Raw genomic sequence first — 18,807 nt, 5'->3', positions numbered from 1 at the left:
GTTACTGATCATAACGAAAGCGGAATTTTTCTTGTTCGGTAGCCGCTTTGGCGAGGATCCACTGTCGAAAGGCGGCTATTTTACCCAGTTCTGCCTGACTGTCATGACAAACCAGATAAAAAGCATTTTTGCTCACTAAAACGTCATTAAACGGACAAATCAACCGTCCCGCTTCGATTTCGCTTTGCGCCATAACGTTATTGGCCAGGGCAACGCCCTGCCCATGGATGGCCGCCTGCAGCACCATCGCGCTGTGGCTGAAAATGGGCCCCTGTTGCACATTGATATGCTGGACGCCTGACTGACGGATATACGCCTGCCAGTCACGGCGGGAAGCATCATGCAACAGTGTAAAACGAGCCAGATCCATGGGCGTTTTCAGGGGATTTTCCCCCGTCATCAGCGACGGCGAACAAACCGGCAGCAAATATTCGGCATAGAGTTTTTCGACCCGCAGGCCTGGCCAGTTTCCCCGGCCATAGAAAATGGCCACATCCACATCATCGGCCAGCTTCTCTTCATCCCGATCGACCGCCTGAATGCGGACGTCAATTCCCGGATAAGCCAGATTAAAGCTGGAAAGACGCGGGACCAGCCACTGAATCGCAAAGCTTGGCAGCAAACTCACCGTCAACGCCCCTTTGGCGCTGCGTGCCTGCAGTTTACGCGTCGCCTCGTTGAGCGCAGAGAAAATTTCTTTGATATCCAGATAGTAGCTTTGGCCTTCCTCGGTGAGTAAAAGCGACCGGTTTCGCCGTCTGAACAGCTTCAGTCCCAGAAAATCTTCCAGTGATTTGATCTGGTGACTGACAGCAGCCTGGGTCACAAACAGCTCTTCAGCGGCTTTGGTGAAGCTTAAATGGCGTGCTGCGGCATCAAATACCCGCAGTGCATTCAGGGGAGGAAGACGTTTTGACATGGTTATCCATAGCCAGCCTGGCAAAAAATACGCGGACTAATACAAAGCCTTAACGTATTAGAATTTATAATCCGAGACATTATAAATTGTCCGTTGAGGAAGCTCCAGCAAATACCTATAGTTGCGGTACTTCCTGAGCCGGAACGAAAAGTTTTTAGATTTGTGAGTGAGTTCGCAGATTTTCTGAAAGCTTTTGGCTTGTGGTCGTGATGTTGTGTTTGCAATTTTGATCTGACCTTTACAGATCAAGCTTTTTTATTTCCTGTAGATTTACCCTGTCTGTCCATTGTGATATTGAGTAGCACCGCGAATTGCGGTGCTTTTTTTATGCGCGGATTACTTCATCTCAACCATTTCTTTCACATCTGAACGGTTAATCTGCTGCTCATTGCCATTCGCATCTTTATAGCTAATCATACCGGTATCAGTATCGACTCTTGGTTTACCTTCAGCAACGATAGTGCGTCCGTCATTGGTATGCATTACGTAGTTGCTTGAACAGGCAGCCAGGGTAAAGGCCATTGTACAAACGGCCAGCATTGCGGCGAGTTTTTTCATCTTCTATCTCCTTGCAGATTGATTGCACCAAACCGCCCGCGTTACGCTGACCCGAGAAATGGTCAAGTGGGATCGACTATCAGAATGTCGTATCGCCATGCGGGTGAAGTTTTTACCTTGCAATATTCAGCATAACCCGCTTTTCCAGCTTTGCCAGACAGACATCCATCTTTCAGCCTGAGTCTGAAAATTAACAACGAGCTATGTATGCGTGCCTTTAATCCTTCTTCATTCCGGCAGCAGTTTCCTGCCCTGAGCGACGCGGGTGTTTATCTCGACAGCGCCGCCACCACGCTAAAACCGCAGGCGGTAATCGAGGCGACTCAGCAGTTCTACAGCCTGAGCGCCGGTACGGTTCATCGTAGCCAGTTTGCAGCGGCCCGCCGGTTAACCGAGCAGTATGAGCAGGCGCGGGGCCAGGTGGCGCAGTGGCTCAATGCCGCCAGTAACCGGCAGATTGTCTGGACGCGCGGTACCACCGAAGCCATTAACCTGGTGGCGCAAAGCTGGTTAGCCCCGCGTTTACAGCCCGGCGATGAAATCCTCGTCAGCGAAGCCGAGCACCACGCCAATCTGGTTCCCTGGCTCATGGTCGCACAGGCCACGGGCGCGCGCGTGGTAAAATGGCCAATCGGTGAGGATCGCCTGCCCGATATCGCCGTGCTGCCCTCACTGATCACTCACCGGACGCGTCTGCTCGCGCTGGGTCAGATGTCCAATGTCACAGGCGGCTGCCCCGATTTATCCCGGGCCATCGCTCTTGCCCATGCGGCAGGCGCAAAAGTTATGGTCGATGGCGCGCAGGGCGTCGTACATTGCCCACCGGATGTACAGGCGCTGGATATTGATTTCTATGCCTTTTCCGGCCACAAGCTCTATGGCCCAATGGGCATCGGTGTGCTGTACGGTAAAGCGGAATTGCTGGAAGAGATGGCCCCCTGGCAGGGCGGCGGTAAGATGCTGACGAAGGTCGACTTCACCGGCTTTACGCCCCAGCCGGTGCCCTGGCGCTTTGAGGCCGGTACGCCAAACGTGGCGGGCGTGACCGGACTGAGTGCCGCGCTGAGCTGGCTGCAACAGCATAATATGTCTAAAGCGGAGATCTGGAGCCAGCAGTTAGCCAGTCTGGCCGAGGAACAGCTTGCAGAACTGCCGGGCTTTCGCAGTTTCCGTTGTGGCCAGGCCAGCCTGCTGGCCTTCGACATTCAGGGAATTCATCACAGCGATATCGTGACACTGCTGGCAGAGCATGGGATCGCCTTACGTGCGGGTCAACATTGTGCCCAACCGTTAATGGCGGCACTGGGCGTTGAGGGGACGCTGCGCGTATCGTTTGCCCCCTATAATAATTTACAGGACGTCGATGCGCTGCTGCGCGCTATGCACAGCGCTGTCGCGTTGTTATCGGAGTTTTAATCATGCACGCATCCCTGCTTGCCCCGCATCCGTTCGGTGTTGAAATTACGCCTGCGGATCTGAAAGAAACCTTCTCTCACTGTCGGCAGTGGGAGGATCGCTACCGGCAGCTGATTTTACTTGGCCGACAGTTGCCGGCCTTACCTGACGCATTAAGAACACCGAACAGTGAGCTGAGTGGTTGCGAGAATCGCGTCTGGCTGGGCAGCCAGATCCGGGAAGAAGGTTCCCTGCATTTTTACGGTGACAGCGAAGGTCGCATCGTTCGTGGTTTGCTGGCCGTGCTGCTCACCGCTGTTGAAGGCCAGACGCCCGCGCAATTACTGGCGGCCGATCCGCTGGATCTGTTTGAATCGCTGGGCCTGCGTGCGCAGCTTAGCGCCTCACGCAGTAGCGGCCTGAAAGCGCTGGCCGATGCCGTCCAGCAGCATGCGCAACGGGCGCTGGGTTAACCGCTCATGGCGCAGTCGTCGGCCAGTGTTTAGCTAATCAGGTCAGGCTGGCGGCCTGGCAAACGCGGGCTAAAGCCGTACAACCGCGTTGCACGGCAGATTAGCATTACGCCTGGCGCGCGGCCCGTGCCAGAAATTTCTTCAGGGCATGCGAAACGGCAACAAAGCCAAAGGTGGCGGTGACCATCGTGGCTGCGCCAAATCCGGATTCACAATCCATTCTTTTCGGCCCTTCCGCTGTGCTGCGTGAAGCGCAAACCGAGCCATCCGCCTGCGGATAAACCAGCGCCTCTGTAGAGAAAACGCAGTCGATGCCCAGCTTGCCTTTGCTGTTTTTTACCACGCCCAGCTGTTTAAGCCGCTCGCGTAATTTAGCTGCTAGCGGATCCTGGATGGTCTTCGCTAAGTCAGTCACCTGGATTTGCGTGGGATCGATTTGCCCACCTGCGCCGCCCGTGGTGATCAGGGGAATCTTATTGCGTCGACACCAGGCAATCAGCGCCGCCTTGGGGCGCACACTATCGATAGCGTCAATCACATAGTCGATATCGGCAGTCAGCAGCGTCGCCGTGTTTTCCGGGGTGATAAAGTCATCAATACAGATCACCTCACAGTCAGGATTAATGGCGCGCAGACGCTCGGCCATCACGTCCGTTTTGGCTTTACCCACATTGCCGCTCATCGCATGTATCTGACGATTGGTGTTGGTGATACAGACATCATCCATATCGATCAGGGTAATCCTGCCGATGCCGGTTCTTACCAGTGCCTCGGCAGCCCAGGAGCCCACGCCGCCAATACCAATCACACAGAAGTGGGCATCAGCGAAATGCTGCAACGCCGACTGCCCATAAAGACGTGCCGTGCCACCAAATCGCTGGTGCCAGGCATCGTTTAACACTTTCATAGTTGAACCTGTTACTGAGCGCGGGCCCGATCGCCCGCCGCTTCAAAATTTAGTTAGCGCCTAACAGCAGGCTGCCGTTGTTGTTGCTCTGCGCGTTGCTGAACAGCGGCTGACCGGCTCCCGGTGCTGATTTCAGCACCCACACACGACCATAATGGTTATAGAATCCCGCCAGATGGGCAGCATCTGGCCCTACGCCCTGATAGATATCGAAGTGCTGGCCTTTGATCGCGCCGCCGACATCCAGCGCCACCATCACCCGCATTTCATATTTCCCGTTGAATTTGCCCTTTTCATTGAGCTGCGGCACTTCCGCCAGCAGCACCGTTCCGGCAGGAATCAGTGAACGATCGGATGCCACAGAGGCTTTCGCCACCAGCGGCACCGCGCTCGCGCCACGTACCGGCACATAAGGTTCGGGTTTGAAAAAGACAAAGGAGGGGTTAGTTTCTAGCAGCGCCCGCACTTCCTCGGGTGAATGTTCCTCAGCCCACTGGCGAATGGCCTGCATTGACATGTCTTCACGCTTGACCTCGCCCCGGTCGATCAGCTCTTTACCGATGCTATGATAACCCCAGCCGTTTTTGCCGCCATAACCAAAAAAGCTCATCGGACGTCCGTCACCAAAATCGACATAGCCGCTGCCCTGCACATCCATAATAAAGTTATCGATGAGTGAGTTACTCCAGGCAATGACGTAGCGATCGTCCAACGCCCCACTGTATATCGATGCGCGGCTGGGTAATTTCTGACCGCGTTTGCGCGGCGGCATGCGGTAAATAGGGTACTGAAACTCGCCCTGTCGCGTGTAGCGTGCCTGAACGACCGGCGTGTAGTAGCCCGTGAACTGGACGTTACCGTAATTATCGGTGCCTTCCATCTGAAACGCATTTAACCCAAACTGGCGCAACTGTCGTGTATCGCCCCCCGCCATCAGCCAGTTTTCAACCGCACTGTAAGTGCTGTTGTTACGGCCAAACAAACCCGAAGCGGCCGCCTGGATTTGCTGAATCTGTTGCCCAAAATCTCTGCCGTTAACCGGACGGCCTTTGGCGTTAGGTTGATTCACCAGCGCTAAGGGCTGATCAAGTTTTCCGTCTTTATATTGTTGACCCCGATCGGTCGGCTTAGAACTACAGCCCGCCAGAAGCGCTAAAAATGCGCCAGTAAGTGCGTACTTCGCCCAACGTCCTTTCATCTTCATCTCTTTTTATAAGTGTTCGCCACGCGACGATAGCAAAGCCGTCATCAGAATGAAATCCATCCTCTTTCGTCATAACGGATATCGGTGCAATAAATCACCAATTGGTGGAATCCTTCAGCAATTAACAGCAAATTTAGCCTTTTAGGGCAAAAAGGGGTTGCAACAATCATCGTGCGGAGTATAGTGCGCATCCACGGACGCGGGGTGGAGCAGCCTGGTAGCTCGTCGGGCTCATAACCCGAAGGTCGTCGGTTCAAATCCGGCCCCCGCAACCAGTTCTTCTGTAGTTTTGCTCAGACAGAAGAAACAATGTGAAAAGTCGCTATGCGCAATCGGACGCGGGGTGGAGCAGCCTGGTAGCTCGTCGGGCTCATAACCCGAAGGTCGTCGGTTCAAATCCGGCCTCCGCAACCAATTCTTCTGAGATAATGCTCACTCAGAAGGGACAATGTGAAAGTCGCTATGCGCAATCGGACGCGGGGTGGAGCAGCCTGGTAGCTCGTCGGGCTCATAACCCGAAGGTCGTCGGTTCAAATCCGGCCCCCGCAACCACTTTAAACACCTGAGAAGGTGTTTTTTTGTTTCTGGCCTCCGTCAGTCAATCCCCCTCTCCTTTTTACCGCTCAGACACGCAGTGAGATCAGACCGCACGCGAATGTCGCAACAGATCTTGCTCTGGCCAACCCGTTTCTGCTTTTATGATTCATCCGGACACGACAAGGTCTGTTATGAATACCTTCAACATTGCTGCACTTGCTGCACAGTATCCGCCGGTTGCGGATATGATCGCGCTGAAAGAAACCATCTGGTTCAATCCTGCCACCACAACCGTCGCCGACGCCCTGCCCTTTGTGGGTCTGACAGAGCAGGACGTTGAAGCCGCCCATGCCCGCCTGAAGCGGTTTGCGCCTTTGCTGGCTCAGGCCTTTCCTGAAACCGCCGCCACGGGCGGTATAATCGAATCGGATGTGGTCGCGATCCCCGCCATGCAGGCCCGGCTGGAACAGGCGTACGGCCAGAAAATTGCAGGCACACTGCTGCTGAAGAAAGACAGCCACCTGCCGATTTCTGGCTCCATCAAAGCGCGTGGCGGCATTTATGAAGTCCTGAATCATGCCGAGAAACTGGCATTAGCTGCCGGTTTGCTGTCCCCGGAGGCGGATTACCGCACGTTGCTCTCCCCCACGCTTCGGCAGTTTTTTAGCCAGTACCGTATTGCCGTGGGATCGACCGGCAATCTCGGGCTGTCGATTGGCATCATGAGCGCCCGCCTCGGCTTTAACGTAACCGTTCATATGTCGGCGGATGCCCGGGAATGGAAGAAAGCAAAACTGCGCAGCCATGGCGTAACGGTGGTGGAATATGAACAGGATTACGGCGTGGCGGTCGGGCAAGGACGCAAAGCGGCCGCATCGGACCCCAACTGTTTCTTTATTGACGATGAAAACTCCCGCACGCTGTTTTTAGGTTATGCGGTCGCAGGCCAACGGCTGAAAGCGCAGTTTGAACAACAGGGTCGCGTGGTTGATGCCCAACATCCCTTATTTGTGTACCTGCCCTGCGGCGTAGGCGGTGGCCCCGGCGGCGTCGCGTTTGGCCTGAAGCTGGCATGGGGTGACCATGTTCACTGTCTGTTTGCGGAGCCCACTCATTCGCCCTGCATGTTGCTGGGCATAACAACGGGCTTACACGACGGCATTTCCGTACAGGACATAGGTATTGATAATGTCACGGCTGCGGATGGTCTGGCGGTAGGCCGGGCGTCCGGCTTTGTGGGCAGAGCCATGCAACGTCTGCTGGGTGGCATTTACACACTTGATGATGCGCGCATGTACGACATGCTCGGCTGGCTGGCGCAGGAAGAAGGTCTGCGGCTTGAACCTTCTGCGCTGGCCGGGATGATCGGTCCACAGCACGTATGTGGTTCAGCGCACTATCACGCGCTGCACGACTTCGGCCCAACACAGTTACGACAGGCCACTCACCTGGTCTGGGCGACGGGCGGCGGCATGGTGCCGGAACAGGAAATGGCGCACTACCTGGCAAAAGGCCGCTAAGTGGACGCACATCGCCGGCGAGACAGGAACGCCACGCAACCCGGTCCCTGTTCTTCTTCTGACGACAAACCCTGACAGCAGATAAGGCCGGGCGGGTGATTTTTCCTGCCCGGCTGCTTAACGGTGTGCCAGCGCCGCCCCGTTTTTGAAATAGGCCTTAATGCCTTCCAGAATGGCCTCGGCGACCTGATGTTGATAGCGCGTGGTGCGGAGTTTACGCTCTTCTTCGACGTTGCTGATGAACGCGGTTTCCACCAGGATCGAGGGAATATCCGGTGCCTTCAGCACCGCAAAACCGGCCTGATCCACAGTGCGTTTGTGCAGATGGTTAATCCGCCCCATCCGGTGCAGCACTTCTTTGCCAAACTTCAGGCTGTCATGGATCGTCTGGCGCTGCACCATATCAAACATGGTGTGATCCAGATAGCGATCGCCACTCATGCTGACGCCGCCAATCAGGTCGGATTCATTCTGGGTTTGCGCCAGAAAACGCGCCGCGGCTGACGTCGCCCCCCGGGTCGAAAGGGCAAACACAGAGGAGCCCCGTGCGGCCCGGCTGGTGAACGCATCCGCATGAATGGAGACGAACAGATCGGCCCGCTGTTTACGGGCTTTGGCCACGCGAACCCGCAGAGGAATAAACACATCCTCGTTACGCGTCATGTACGCCTTCATATTGTGTTCTTTCTCAATCAGCGCCTTAAGGCGGCGGCCAATCTTCAACACAATGTCTTTTTCACGGGTTTTGTATTTACCGTGCGCGCCCGGATCTTCCCCACCATGGCCAGGATCGATCATGATAATGATAGGGCGATCGCGCCCGGCTTTACCGGGTAACGGCGGCTGAACGCTTTCATTTTTATCCAGATCGCCCTGGTTGTAATCTTTCAGTAATGCCAGCAGTGGATCATCTTCTACCGTATTCTGGCTGGGGTAGAGATCGACCACCAGCCGGTGTTGAATACTGGAGACCGGTGCAAGGCTGAAGATTTTTGGCGAGACGTTGCGTTTCAGTTCCAGCACCACCCGCACGGTATTGGCATCGAACTGCCCGACCCTGGCGTTTTTGATAAAAGGATCGTCCACCCTGACGTGCTGGTTAACGCCCTTAAGGACCGAATTAAGGTGCAGGTTCTCAATGTCGATGACCAGCCGGTCCGGATTCGTCAGTGCGAACTGCTTATACTTAAGGGCAACATTGGATTCCAGCGTCATGCGCGAATAGGTTGAAGAGGGCCAGATGCGAACCGCCATAATATGGCTGGTGGCCGCGATGCCCACACCGCTTACGCTGAGCAGCAGCAGTGCCCCAGTACCTTTTAATAATCGTCTACGTGAAATAAGGGGATGACCTTCCGACATGCCACTCCAGCTGTTATATCGTGTTTAAAAAAACGGCAACCAAATAAAATGGCGGCGAAAACTTTATCCAATCCGGCTGACGATGTCACCCCGGAAACTCTAAATAATGCAGTCTGTTAGCGGCGTTATCACCTGAAAAAACGTAAATAAACGTCAGGATTAGCGCTTGCAAAATGGCCGCCAAAGGCATAAAAATACAGAAAATACGAATAAAGATTCACTGAGGGTTAGCCGTGAAGGAACGTAGTACTGAACTGGTTCAGGGTTTTCGCCATACCGTTCCCTATATCAATGCGCATCGGGATAAGACATTTGTCATCATGCTTGGCGGTGAGGCCATTGAGCATGAAAATTTCTCCAGCATCGTCAACGATATTGGCCTGCTTCACAGCCTTGGCATTCGTTTAGTCGTCGTGTACGGCGCACGTCCGCAGATTGATGCCAGCCTCGCCGCAAACCAGCTGGAACCGGCTTACCACAAATATACCCGCGTAACCGACGCGCAATCACTGGAGCTGGTAAAGCAGGCCGCAGGCCGTCTTCAGTTGGATATTACCGCCCGCCTTTCCATGAGCCTGAACAACACTCCGTTACAGGGCGCACATATCAACGTGGTGAGCGGCAACTTTATCATTGCCCAGCCGCTCGGCGTGGATGACGGCGTCGATTACTGTCACAGCGGTCGCATTCGTCGTATTGATGAAGAGGCTATTCACCGCCAGCTCGACAACGATGCCATTGTGCTGCTGGGTCCGGTGGCCGTGTCAGTGACCGGTGAAAGTTTTAACCTGACTTCTGAAGAAGTGGCCACGCAGCTGGCAATTAAGCTTAAAGCAGAAAAAATGATTGGCTTCTGCTCGGAACAGGGCGTAATCGATCGTGAAGGCAACATTGTTTCGGAGTTATTTCCCAATGACGCTCAGGCACGCATTGATGAAATGGAACGCGATGGCGATTTTCTGTCTGGCACGGTGCGCTTTCTGCGTGGCGCCGTTAAAGCCTGTCGCAGCGGCGTCCGTCGCAGCCATCTGATCAGCTATCAGGAAGACGGCGCCCTGTTACAGGAACTCTTCTCGCGCGACGGCATTGGTACGCAGATTGTCATGGAGTCCGCCGAGCAGATTCGTCGGGCCACGATCAACGACATCGGTGGCATTCTGGAGCTGATTCGTCCGCTGGAGCAGCAAGGGATTCTGGTACGCCGTTCACGCGAACAGCTGGAAATGGAGATCGACAAATTCACCATCATTCAGCGGGATAACCTGACCATCGCCTGCGCCGCGCTCTATCCGTTTATGGATGAAAAGATTGGCGAAATGGCATGCGTTGCGGTCCATCCGGATTACCGCAGCTCCTCACGCGGAGAGCTGCTGCTGCAACGCGTTGCACTTCAGGCGAAGCAGATGGGGCTGGAAAAACTGTTTGTGTTAACCACACGCAGTATCCACTGGTTCCAGGAGCGCGGCTTCACGCCGGTGGATATCGAGTCGCTGCCGGAGAGTAAGAAAGAGATGTACAACTACCAGCGCCGTTCCAAGGTGCTGATGGCCGATTTAACCTGATGGCAGCCGGGCGGCCATCCCGCCGCCCGACGTGTTATCCCTGCGTTTCCGCCCCCAGCCTTTCCACCAGGCCACTTCGCCGCTGCGTCTGCAGCTGGACTGCCCGTTCAAATATCGCGCGATCGCTGTAAAGGGTCAGTTGTTTGCGTGCGCGGGTAATGGCCGTGTAAACCAGCTCACGGGTCAGGACCGGCAAAAACTGCGTCGGCATGACCAGCGCGGTATGATCAAATTCTGAACCCTGCGACTTGTGCACCGTCATCACCCATGCCGTTTCATGAGACGGCAAACGGCTGGGCTGAATCGCTTTCACGCTGCCGTCTGGCAACGGAAAAAACACCCTGAGTTGCCCTTCAGCATCACGCAACGTAATGCCGATATCGCCGTTAAACAGCCCCAGGGCACTGTCGTTGCGGGTGATCATCACCGGACGTCCCGGATACCAGCGGCTGCCCAGTGCAGGACGCCGGATGCGCTGCAGCTGCATCAGACGCTGTTCGATGCGCTGATTTAATCCGTGCACACCGAATGGCCCTTCACGCAGGGCACACAGGAGCTGATAACGGCTAAATGCCGCAATGGCCTGTTCTGGCGCAGCCTGACGCTGAACGGCATCCAGATAGTCCTGATAGCCCTGCGCCACCTCGTTCAGCATGGTCTGATATGCCTCACCGTCATTCAGCGGCTGAAAAGACAGGTCAGCATGTCCGGCGGCGAACACCTTACTCATCTGGCGCGCATCGCCCTGGTTGACGGTGCGGGCAAGCTGGCCAATACCGGACTTTTCGTCAAAGCGGTAACTCTGGCGGAGCAGACAAATGCTGTCGCGAACGGCAGGCGCGGTATCGTCATCGCTGCCCGTAAGCGCACATTCGGTAAGCGTCACCAGTTGTGCGGCGCGCGCCGGACTGAAGCCGGTTTCGCTGCAACGACAAATGTCCCCCAACACCGCTCCGGCTTCAACCGAAGCCAGCTGATCGCGATCGCCCAGAAACACCACTCTGGCGTGAGGCGGCAAGGCGGAAATCAGTTTTGCCATCATCGTCAGATCAACCATCGACGCTTCATCAACCACCAGCACATCCAGGTGTAACGGGTTACCCGCATGGTAGCGCATGCGCTGCGAGTCAGGCTGTGCGCCAAGCAGGCGATGCAGCGTGGTCGCTTCAGCAGGAAAACGCGCACGCTCGTCATCGTCCACCGCCAGTCCCTGCAGGGCTTTTCCCAGGGATTCGGTCAGACGGGCTGCCGCTTTCCCTGTCGGTGCCGCCAGCTGTATGCGCAGAGGTTCGGGATTAAGGCGAATCAGCGCCGCCAGCAATTTCGCCACCGTCGTGGTTTTGCCGGTACCGGGTCCGCCTGAAATAACGGCGGTTTTACGGGTCAGTGCCACCGCAGCAGCAATTTTTTGCCAGTCGTCAGGTTGACGGCCAAATAACGTCTGCAGAACATCTCGTGCCTGTTGCGAATCGAACGTCCCGCTATCCGGCTGCAATGAGAAAAACCGGGCAACCTGGCCTTCACTTTGCCAGAGCCGGTGCAGGTATAAACGCTGGTGACTCAGCACCAGGGGCGTGACAACACGGCCATCGCTCACCGCTGACCAACTGGACAACTGTGCATGCCGCTCTGCTTCATCGGGCGCGCCTGCGGCCTGCCACAGTGCCTGTGCCAGTGCGGGCTGACGACCGGAGAACAGCCCAGCCTCATTCAGGTTAGCCAGCGGCAGGCAGACATGTCCTTCGCCCGCGTCGGCACTCACACAGGCCGCTGCCAGCAACCGAAAGGGTTGCGTCTCATCTGCAATCAGGCGGGCAAACTGAATATCCAGAGGACGCAGTAAACGCTTTTCGACTGCCTGAAGCAGCAAGGCGTTTATATCACTCATAAGCTCTCCTCTGTATGACCAAACAATGCATCCAGTACCTCAATAAAGGCGGGATCGGGACGAGTGGTAAAGATGCCGTTATCGGCAGAGGTGCCATCCACCCCGCGCAGGAATACATAAAAGACGCCGCCAAAATGCTGTTGGTAATCATAGCCCGCCAGGCGGTGCTGCAGATACCGGTGCAGCGCCAGTGTGTACAGCTGATATTGCAGGTCATAGCGATGGTCGATCATGGCCTGCGCCATCGCCTCCTGCGTATACGCGGTATGGCTGTCACCCAGCCAGTTCGATTTGTAATCCAGCAGATAATATTTTCCCTGCCAGCGAAATACCAAATCAATAAAGCCTTTTAACATGCCTCTCACCTGACGGAAATCCAGCGCGGCAGCGCGCTGCGACAGTGGATCGTACCGGCGCATCAGCGCATCCAGATCGGCAGCCGTCAGCAGGCGGTTGATCGGCAGGTAAAACTCCATCTCAATCAGCCGATCAGCGCTGCGGATGCAGTCCAGGGTTAAGCCGTCTTTGTTGAGCGGCGTGGTCAGTACGCGGGCGATCCACTGCTGAATCACGGGCAGCCAGTTCAGGGAATAGCCCTGTTGCTGAAGCTGATCCTCCAGCCAGAATGCGTCCGGCGGCTCAGTGAAATCCATGGCCTCAAACAGCCCGTGCAGAAACGTGCCGGGAGCCGCACCGCGGGGGAAGTGGTGCGGCGTTAACAAGGGCTCTTCATCCTCAACCGCCTCACCAGCAGCATCAATATCGAATTTCGGCAAAGCATCCAGCAGGGGGGAACTGCCGTGCTGTTGTAATCCGGAGTAACTGGTGACGCGCCAACTGTCCGCCAGCGCTCGGGTCATTTCCCGACTGCTCAGCGCGTTCTCGCGGTGTTCGCTGTCCTGCCACTTCGCGCCGGGCTGCAGCTCGCTCCGTATCACCTCAATCCCTTCGCCTGCGAGCGCCTCAAGATGGTGACTGAGCACGGCGGCATCGCCGCTCTCACCGCGCTGTACCAGGTAGCCCAGCGCGCTCTTATGCAGATCGCTGTCGCCCTCTTTTTTACGCGCGCCTTTGATTAGGGGCGCAATACCCACGCTGCAGTGGTAAACCGAGCGCGTCAGCGCGACATAGAGCAGCCGTAAATCCTCGGCCAGTCGCTCCTCTTCCGCCAGCGTCAGGCTCTGTGCATCGCCCTGTACGTCGAGCATGGCAGCAAAACTTTCACGGTCGTGATACAGGGCGCTGGCCGCTTCGCGAAATCCGGCCGCAAACGGCAGCCAGACCAGCGGATACTGCAGGCCTTTGGATTTGTGAATCGTGACGATCTGCACCAGATGGCGATCGCTTTCCAGACGCAGCTGCTGACTGGCGGCCTGGCTGTCAGGGCGGGCAATTTGCTGTGCCAGGAAACGCACCAGAGCATGCGTGCTGTCGAGCTGCGTTGCCGCTTCCTGCAGTAATTCGCCCAGATGCATCAGATCGGTTAAGCGCCGCTCGCCATTTTCGGAAGCCAGCATATTTTCCGCCAACTGCCGTTTAATCATTACATCGCGCAACATGGGCAGTACGCCACGTTGCTGCCAGATCTGCTGCCAGCTGACAAACTGCTCTACCAGCGCATCCCACTCACGTTCGTTTTGCGCCAGCGCATCAAGTTGGGCGGCATCGATAGCAAAGATGGACGTGGCCAGCGCGCTACGCAGCAGTCGCTCCTGTTCAGGTGACTGCACCGCCTGCAACAGCCATAACAGCTCGCGCGCTTCAGGCGTGGTATAAACGCTGTCGCGGCTGGAAAGATAGACCGACGGAATGGCCAGCTTATTCAGCGCGTCACGAATCAGACTGGCTTCATTGCGGCTACGCACCAGTACGGTGATATCCGAGGCCTTAACCGGCTGCAGTGCATCGCCTTTCCCTAACCGCGCCTTGCCCTGCTGACCGGCCGCCAGCCAGCGGCTGATATCGGCCGCACACTGCTGGGCCATAAATTGTTGGTAATCACTTACTCCAACACCTTCGCCCGGCTGGAGCCAGAAGCGCAAGGCTGGCTGGGGCTGATCATGGTAAACCAGCGTTAACGCCTGATTCGGGGCGGCCGGGCTGACCGGAAGAAACGGAATGGAAGAAAATAAAAAGGGTGCGTCAACCTGTGAAAACAGGCGGTTGACGCTGTTCACCATCGCGGGCGATGAGCGCCAGTTCGTCTCCAGCGTATAGTGAGCACTAACTTCACTACGAGCGCGTAAGTAGGTAAAAATATCTGCGCCGCGAAACGCATAGATCGCCTGCTTGGGATCGCCAATGAGCAGCAACGCCACATCCGGCTGTTGAATATACAGCGTACGGAAGATTCGGTACTGTTGCGGGTCGGTATCCTGAAACTCGTCAATCAGGGCCACCGGGAAACGGCCACGAATAGTTTCGGCCAGCAGCGCCCCGCCCGGCTGCTGAAGCGCTTCATCCAGACGACTTAACAGATCGTCAAATCCCAGCAAGGCACGCTGCCGTTTTTCCCGCTGCACCGTTTCTTTCACCTCGCTCAGCGCCTGCCAGATGATGATATCGCGGAGCGTCAGCGGTTCGGCAAGAAAGCCATCGACGGCATCGAACACCGCATGTTGCGGTGCCTCGCCCTTTTTGGTTTTTTCGTGCAGCACCTGCTGGCCAAAGCGTTCAAGCTCTTTAGGAAACTGGTAATCCAGCGTATCGCTCTGTGCCCACTGAGTCACTTTCGCCACCCAGTTAGGTAAGTGCTTACTGCTGTAGCTGCGTTTGTCGACGCCGGAAGCCGCGATCATCCCTTCGATATCGGCACAGACAGTCTGCCACTGCTGCTTGAGGGCCTGGATGCGTTGCAGGTTAGCGGTATGACGTGATGCCAGCGTTTCGTCTGCGCGAGGCGGACGCTTCAGCCTGGGGGATTCCCCCTGCAGCCAGGGCCGTAACGTCGTCAACAAACTGTCCGGGCCGCTCCACTCCGCCGCGATCACCCGGGCCACATCCAGTGACAGGGGATAACACTGGCGACGCCAGAAATCCGCCGCGGCCTGGCGGAGTAACGTTTGTTCGTTTTCGATGAGTTCCTGCTCGAACAACATGCCTGACTCAAAGGCATTCAGGTTGAGCATGCGCTGGCAAAAACCATGAATGGTAAAAATCGCCGCTTCATCCATTTGCCGCTCAGCCGCCAGCAGCAGCGAGGCCGCCTGGGGCAAATCCGCTATCTGTTCAATCAGCTGTTGGTGCATGGTGTTATGGCTTTTACCCCGCACGCAGGCGAGCCGAAGCTGATGAATATTGTCACGAATACGGCCGCGCAACTCCGCCGTGGCGGCTTCTGTAAAAGTCACCACCAGGATCTCTTCGACTGACAGCGGCCTGCGCCAGGCGTTCTCGCCCCCCAGCCCTAATAACAAACGCAGGTAAAGCAGACCAATCGTAAAGGTTTTACCGGTGCCCGCTGAGGCTTCAATTAACCGCTCGCCGTTGAGGGGCAGCGTTAGGGGGTTTAACGGTTCAGGTCTGGACGCCGTCATGGTGTTTCACTCTTGACCGGCAAAGACTGCTGTAATTTGGCGATTTCTGGCCAGGTCCGCCAGCCCGGTAACGGTGCGAACGCGATGTTATGCTCGCCGCTACCGGCGATTTGAGAGGTCATTGCCATGCCCTTTTTCTGCATGACGGCCTGGTGAAAGAAGTCCGCCAGTCCGGCAGGGGTAAGCTGTTGAACCTGCTCCATCAGCTTTTGTCGGGTATCAAAATCGTAATTCTGCCGATCAAAATCGCGGCTGTAACGGTCGGCCTCTTCATTCAGCGTTTGTGGACGCTGTTTCAAATCGTTGATCATGGCCTGCTGATACTGCACAAAATCGGCCTGACTCATCGAGCGCAGGCGGTGTTCCGCCTGGGGATAAAACGCCTGATAGCGCTGCATCAGATAAGCGGGTGGCTTACTGTTACTTTGCAGCAGAAAGCCAATCCCCCACTGACGCCCTACCGGCATCCTGAACGCAAACACGGCATAACCTAACTGCTCCTCGGTACGCAGTTGGTTATAGAACCACGGCTGGACAATCTGACTGAGCATCGCGCTGTTGGCCATACTCTGGTATTCGTCATAACCCAGGGGAATATAGAGCGCCGCCAGCGCAGAGTCCGTGCTGCTGCCGTGCTGCTCCAGATTCGCCTTAAGCGGCTTTTCGACACTGAGGTAATTGCTGTGCCAGTAGTGCGTACCGTCGCACTGCATCTGCTGTTTCAGCTCGCGTCCCAGTTGCGTCACACTGTCAGCACTCAGGTTACCGATCACCATCATTTCTGGCGTGGCATTTTTAATTAAGGCATCGCGATAGGCCACGACATCCTTCAGTGTAATCCCGTTGACCAGCTTACGGCGCGTGTCTCGTTGCGTGTAAGGCAGTTGGGATAAGAGCTGCATAGGCTGGATCGCCTGCTCGAAGGCTTTTCCTTTCTCTGCGGCATCCAGACGCTCCAGATACCAGGATTTGGCCTGTTGTAGCTGTGCCTCGCTGGGCTGAAAAGTGCTGTAGCGATTAACTAACTGCTTAAGCAGGTCAGGCAGGCGTTGTGTAAAGCCGCTGGCATTAAAGACCAGACCATCGTTTTCGCTGGTTGAAAAACTGATGCCGCCAATAGACGCCTGGGAACTCAGTTCATCCAGCGCCAGGCTTGCCAGATAATCATTCAGGCCGAACAGTACCTGCTGACGCGCATCACTGATCGCCTGCTGATTTCGCAGCGCGACGGTGATGCTGGCCTTTGGCTCGCTGGCATAGAACTGGCTTGGCATCCAGTAAATACGCATCCCGAAATCATTGTCGAGCTTAACCGGATGACGGTAGGTTTTGTCAGTCGACACCAGGGTAAACGCATCGGGAATGTAGGGATTTAAGCGCGGCATGGCGAGCTGAATCGCCTGGCCACGCTGTTGCCATTGCGTCAACGTCTGGGCCGTTATCTTATCAACCTGATAAGGCGCATTCACAAAATAGGCCAGCTTGTTATGCGGTTCCTGCGGGCTGATGTACCAGATTCGCGCCTGCGCTGGCGTCATGCTTTCCAGACGAGCATTGATAGCCGCGGGATCGTAGCGATCGGCCAGATAAGGCGCATCCAGCGTGTGCTCAACCGGGACACGCAGCATCGTATCCGCCAGCCACTCAATATAGTCCATGTCGCGGGTGATTGACGGATAACGGAAGTCCAGCGCCAGCACATGCGAAACTTCATCGAAATAGCGTTGGTCGATACCTTTTTTGCGCAGCATCGCGAGATAGCTAAAAACAGCCGCGACGACCTCATCACGTTGTGCCAGACCTTTGTCCGTTAATGACACGCTGATGGAGAACACGCCGCTGGTGCGCTCGGTCACCGGATCGGCCCCCGCGCTGACGCCGTCGGCCAGGCCCTGTTTTTGCAGCCAGTCGGCCAGCGTATTGGGGCTGCGGTTACCAATGACATAGCTGATAAGCGTGTCCGTTTTACTGCGAAAGCGGTCGCTGTTATTCGGTATACGGAACTCGATTTTTAACTGCTTACGCGGCTGCGCCGGCACATAGTGAATAATGATGCCTTGCTGGGCTTCCGTGACGACCGGCTCGGTAATCGCGGGAACGCTGGCATTGTGGTTAGCCACGCGCCCAAACGTATTCACGGCGATGGTCGCCATCTCTGCCAGCGGTTTATTACTGTAGATCACCGCCTTCATCAGATTGGCTGAATAGTGCGTGTGGTAAAAGTCCAGCAGCGCCTGATGCAGATTACTGCCGGGCTTATCGCGCAGGGTATCCAGATTGCCGCCGTAAAAATGCGCGGCCGGGTGCGCCGGGTTAATCGTCTCAGCCCCGACCTGTCCCATGCGCAAACCGTCACGGGACCGTGCCATGGTCAGCTCCGCATTGACCGCATGGCGTTCCCGATCGGCATTGACCGGATCCAGTAAGGGTTCGGCAATCGCGTCGGCCAGACGATCGACGGCAGGCTCAAGCGCATCGTTTTCGACTTCGAGGTAATAAGCCGTGCGACAGGAGGCGGTGCTGGCATTATGGCTGCCACCGTGTTTCTTGAGAAAATCGGCAAGGCTGTCAGGCTGTGGGTAACGCGTTGAGCCCATCAGCACCATATGTTCAAGATAGTGCGCCAGGCCGGGCTGCTGCGCGGGATCATCCAGTGAGCCAATGGGCAATGTCAGCGCAGCAAGGGATTTCGGCGCCTGAGTATCTGAAACCAACAGCACCGTCATGCCATTATTCAGCGTGATGGCCTGATACTGACGCGGATCCTGTTCGCTTTTCCCGATGGGCGTGTTGACAGGCTGCCAGCCCGCGCCGGTTTCGGCTTGTACCGCCAGCGCCAGTAAGCCCAGCAGAATGGCGGCGATCAAGCGTGCATGTGTGCGCATGTAAAACCTCTTACGTTACCCAAAAGCCGCGTTGCGAGCGCATTAACGGCTGAAAGTACAA

The 18,807-nt window shown here is 56.1% G+C and carries 12 protein-coding genes and 3 tRNA genes; 7 read left to right on the top strand and 8 right to left on the bottom strand.

What is annotated here, in order from left to right; genetic code table 11:
* Position 1 precedes the first annotated feature (1 nt).
* Both GC090_RS04410 and GC090_RS04405 read right to left on the bottom strand, forming a co-directional pair.
* Complete coding sequence (locus GC090_RS04410) at positions 2-919, bottom strand: transcriptional regulator GcvA (RefSeq protein ID WP_006120782.1); 918 nt, start codon at positions 917-919, stop codon at positions 2-4.
* Positions 920-1,255: 336 nt separating this feature from the next.
* Positions 1,256-1,477, bottom strand: coding sequence for a YgdI/YgdR family lipoprotein (locus GC090_RS04405; RefSeq protein WP_006120783.1), 222 nt, complete (start codon positions 1,475-1,477; stop codon positions 1,256-1,258).
* A 207-nt stretch (positions 1,478-1,684) separates the two neighbouring features.
* On the opposite strand from GC090_RS04405, the gene csdA reads away from it, so the two are divergent.
* Both csdA and csdE read left to right on the top strand, forming a co-directional pair.
* Positions 1,685-2,893, top strand: coding sequence for a cysteine desulfurase CsdA (gene csdA / locus GC090_RS04400; protein ID WP_324020945.1), 1,209 nt, complete (start codon positions 1,685-1,687; stop codon positions 2,891-2,893).
* A gap of 2 nt (positions 2,894-2,895) precedes the next feature.
* Positions 2,896-3,345 carry a cysteine desulfurase sulfur acceptor subunit CsdE gene (gene csdE / locus GC090_RS04395; protein WP_324020943.1) on the top strand — a complete coding sequence of 150 codons (450 nt, stop codon included), beginning with the start codon at positions 2,896-2,898 and terminating at the stop codon, positions 3,343-3,345.
* A 106-nt stretch (positions 3,346-3,451) separates the two neighbouring features.
* On the opposite strand, the gene tcdA is transcribed toward csdE, so the two are convergent.
* Together tcdA and mltA are read right to left on the bottom strand one after the other, a co-directional pair.
* Positions 3,452-4,252, bottom strand: a complete 801-nt coding sequence (gene tcdA / locus GC090_RS04390; protein WP_006120786.1) for a tRNA cyclic N6-threonylcarbamoyladenosine(37) synthase TcdA — start codon at positions 4,250-4,252, stop codon at positions 3,452-3,454.
* Positions 4,253-4,301: 49 nt separating this feature from the next.
* The gene (gene mltA / locus GC090_RS04385) at positions 4,302-5,450 is read right to left on the bottom strand and encodes a murein transglycosylase A (protein ID WP_039338403.1); all 1,149 of its coding nucleotides are present in this window, start codon (positions 5,448-5,450) and stop codon (positions 4,302-4,304) included.
* A gap of 204 nt (positions 5,451-5,654) precedes the next feature.
* On the opposite strand from mltA, the gene GC090_RS04380 reads away from it, so the two are divergent.
* The 4 genes from GC090_RS04380 to dsdA all read left to right on the top strand — a co-directional run bounded on the left by GC090_RS04380 (position 5,655) and on the right by dsdA (position 7,513).
* Positions 5,655-5,731 (top strand) — tRNA-Met (locus GC090_RS04380).
* 62 nt (positions 5,732-5,793) lie between these two features.
* A tRNA-Met gene (locus GC090_RS04375) sits at positions 5,794-5,870 on the top strand.
* A gap of 61 nt (positions 5,871-5,931) precedes the next feature.
* A tRNA-Met gene (locus GC090_RS04370) sits at positions 5,932-6,008 on the top strand.
* 176 nt (positions 6,009-6,184) lie between these two features.
* Positions 6,185-7,513: a D-serine ammonia-lyase gene (gene dsdA / locus GC090_RS04365; protein ID WP_324020941.1), complete on the top strand. Its 1,329-nt coding sequence runs from the start codon at positions 6,185-6,187 to the stop codon at positions 7,511-7,513.
* A 117-nt stretch (positions 7,514-7,630) separates the two neighbouring features.
* Here dsdA and amiC read toward each other — a convergent pair whose 3' ends face one another.
* Positions 7,631-8,875, bottom strand: a complete 1,245-nt coding sequence (gene amiC, locus GC090_RS04360; RefSeq protein ID WP_033739588.1) for an N-acetylmuramoyl-L-alanine amidase AmiC — start codon at positions 8,873-8,875, stop codon at positions 7,631-7,633.
* Positions 8,876-9,108: 233 nt separating this feature from the next.
* Between amiC and argA the strand changes: the two genes are divergently transcribed.
* Entirely contained in the window at positions 9,109-10,437 is a 1,329-nt protein-coding gene (argA, locus tag GC090_RS04355) for an amino-acid N-acetyltransferase (protein ID WP_033739589.1), read from the top strand.
* Positions 10,438-10,471: 34 nt separating this feature from the next.
* On the opposite strand, the gene recD is transcribed toward argA, so the two are convergent.
* From recD to ptrA, 3 genes are read right to left on the bottom strand one after another with little or no spacing between them, the layout of a single operon-like run.
* The gene (gene recD, locus GC090_RS04350; RefSeq protein WP_164482534.1) at positions 10,472-12,325 is read right to left on the bottom strand and encodes an exodeoxyribonuclease V subunit alpha; all 1,854 of its coding nucleotides are present in this window, start codon (positions 12,323-12,325) and stop codon (positions 10,472-10,474) included.
* On the bottom strand, positions 12,322-15,861 hold the full coding sequence (recB, locus tag GC090_RS04345; RefSeq protein WP_324020939.1) for an exodeoxyribonuclease V subunit beta: 3,540 nt from the start codon (positions 15,859-15,861) through the stop codon (positions 12,322-12,324). The genes recD and recB overlap by 4 nt, the downstream gene beginning before the upstream one ends.
* Positions 15,858-18,746: a pitrilysin gene (gene ptrA, locus GC090_RS04340; RefSeq protein ID WP_324020937.1), complete on the bottom strand. Its 2,889-nt coding sequence runs from the start codon at positions 18,744-18,746 to the stop codon at positions 15,858-15,860. Before ptrA ends, recB begins: the two co-directional genes overlap by 4 nt.
* Positions 18,747-18,807: the final 61 nt, after the last annotated feature.

Source organism: Pantoea sp. JZ29 (genome assembly GCF_035190385.1).
Taxonomy (GTDB): domain Bacteria; phylum Pseudomonadota; class Gammaproteobacteria; order Enterobacterales; family Enterobacteriaceae; genus Pantoea; species Pantoea stewartii.
Note: the sequence above shows the minus strand (reverse complement) of the source record. Positions and strands in the feature narration are given on the sequence as shown.

Excerpts from the sequence above, each read along its gene's own strand:
- GC090_RS04410 (WP_006120782.1), bottom strand. The coding sequence starts at position 919 with ATGTCAAAACGTCTTCCTCCCCTGAATGCACTGCGGGTATTTGATGCC.
- GC090_RS04405 (WP_006120783.1), bottom strand. The coding sequence starts at position 1,477 with ATGAAAAAACTCGCCGCAATGCTGGCCGTTTGTACAATGGCCTTTACC.
- csdA (WP_324020945.1), top strand. The coding sequence starts at position 1,685 with ATGCGTGCCTTTAATCCTTCTTCATTCCGGCAGCAGTTTCCTGCCCTG.
- csdE (WP_324020943.1), top strand. The coding sequence starts at position 2,896 with ATGCACGCATCCCTGCTTGCCCCGCATCCGTTCGGTGTTGAAATTACG.
- tcdA (WP_006120786.1), bottom strand. The coding sequence starts at position 4,252 with ATGAAAGTGTTAAACGATGCCTGGCACCAGCGATTTGGTGGCACGGCA.
- mltA (WP_039338403.1), bottom strand. The coding sequence starts at position 5,450 with ATGAAAGGACGTTGGGCGAAGTACGCACTTACTGGCGCATTTTTAGCG.
- dsdA (WP_324020941.1), top strand. The coding sequence starts at position 6,185 with ATGAATACCTTCAACATTGCTGCACTTGCTGCACAGTATCCGCCGGTT.
- amiC (WP_033739588.1), bottom strand. The coding sequence starts at position 8,875 with ATGTCGGAAGGTCATCCCCTTATTTCACGTAGACGATTATTAAAAGGT.
- recD (WP_164482534.1), bottom strand. The coding sequence starts at position 12,325 with ATGAGTGATATAAACGCCTTGCTGCTTCAGGCAGTCGAAAAGCGTTTA.
- recB (WP_324020939.1), bottom strand. The coding sequence starts at position 15,861 with ATGACGGCGTCCAGACCTGAACCGTTAAACCCCCTAACGCTGCCCCTC.
- ptrA (WP_324020937.1), bottom strand. The coding sequence starts at position 18,746 with ATGCGCACACATGCACGCTTGATCGCCGCCATTCTGCTGGGCTTACTG.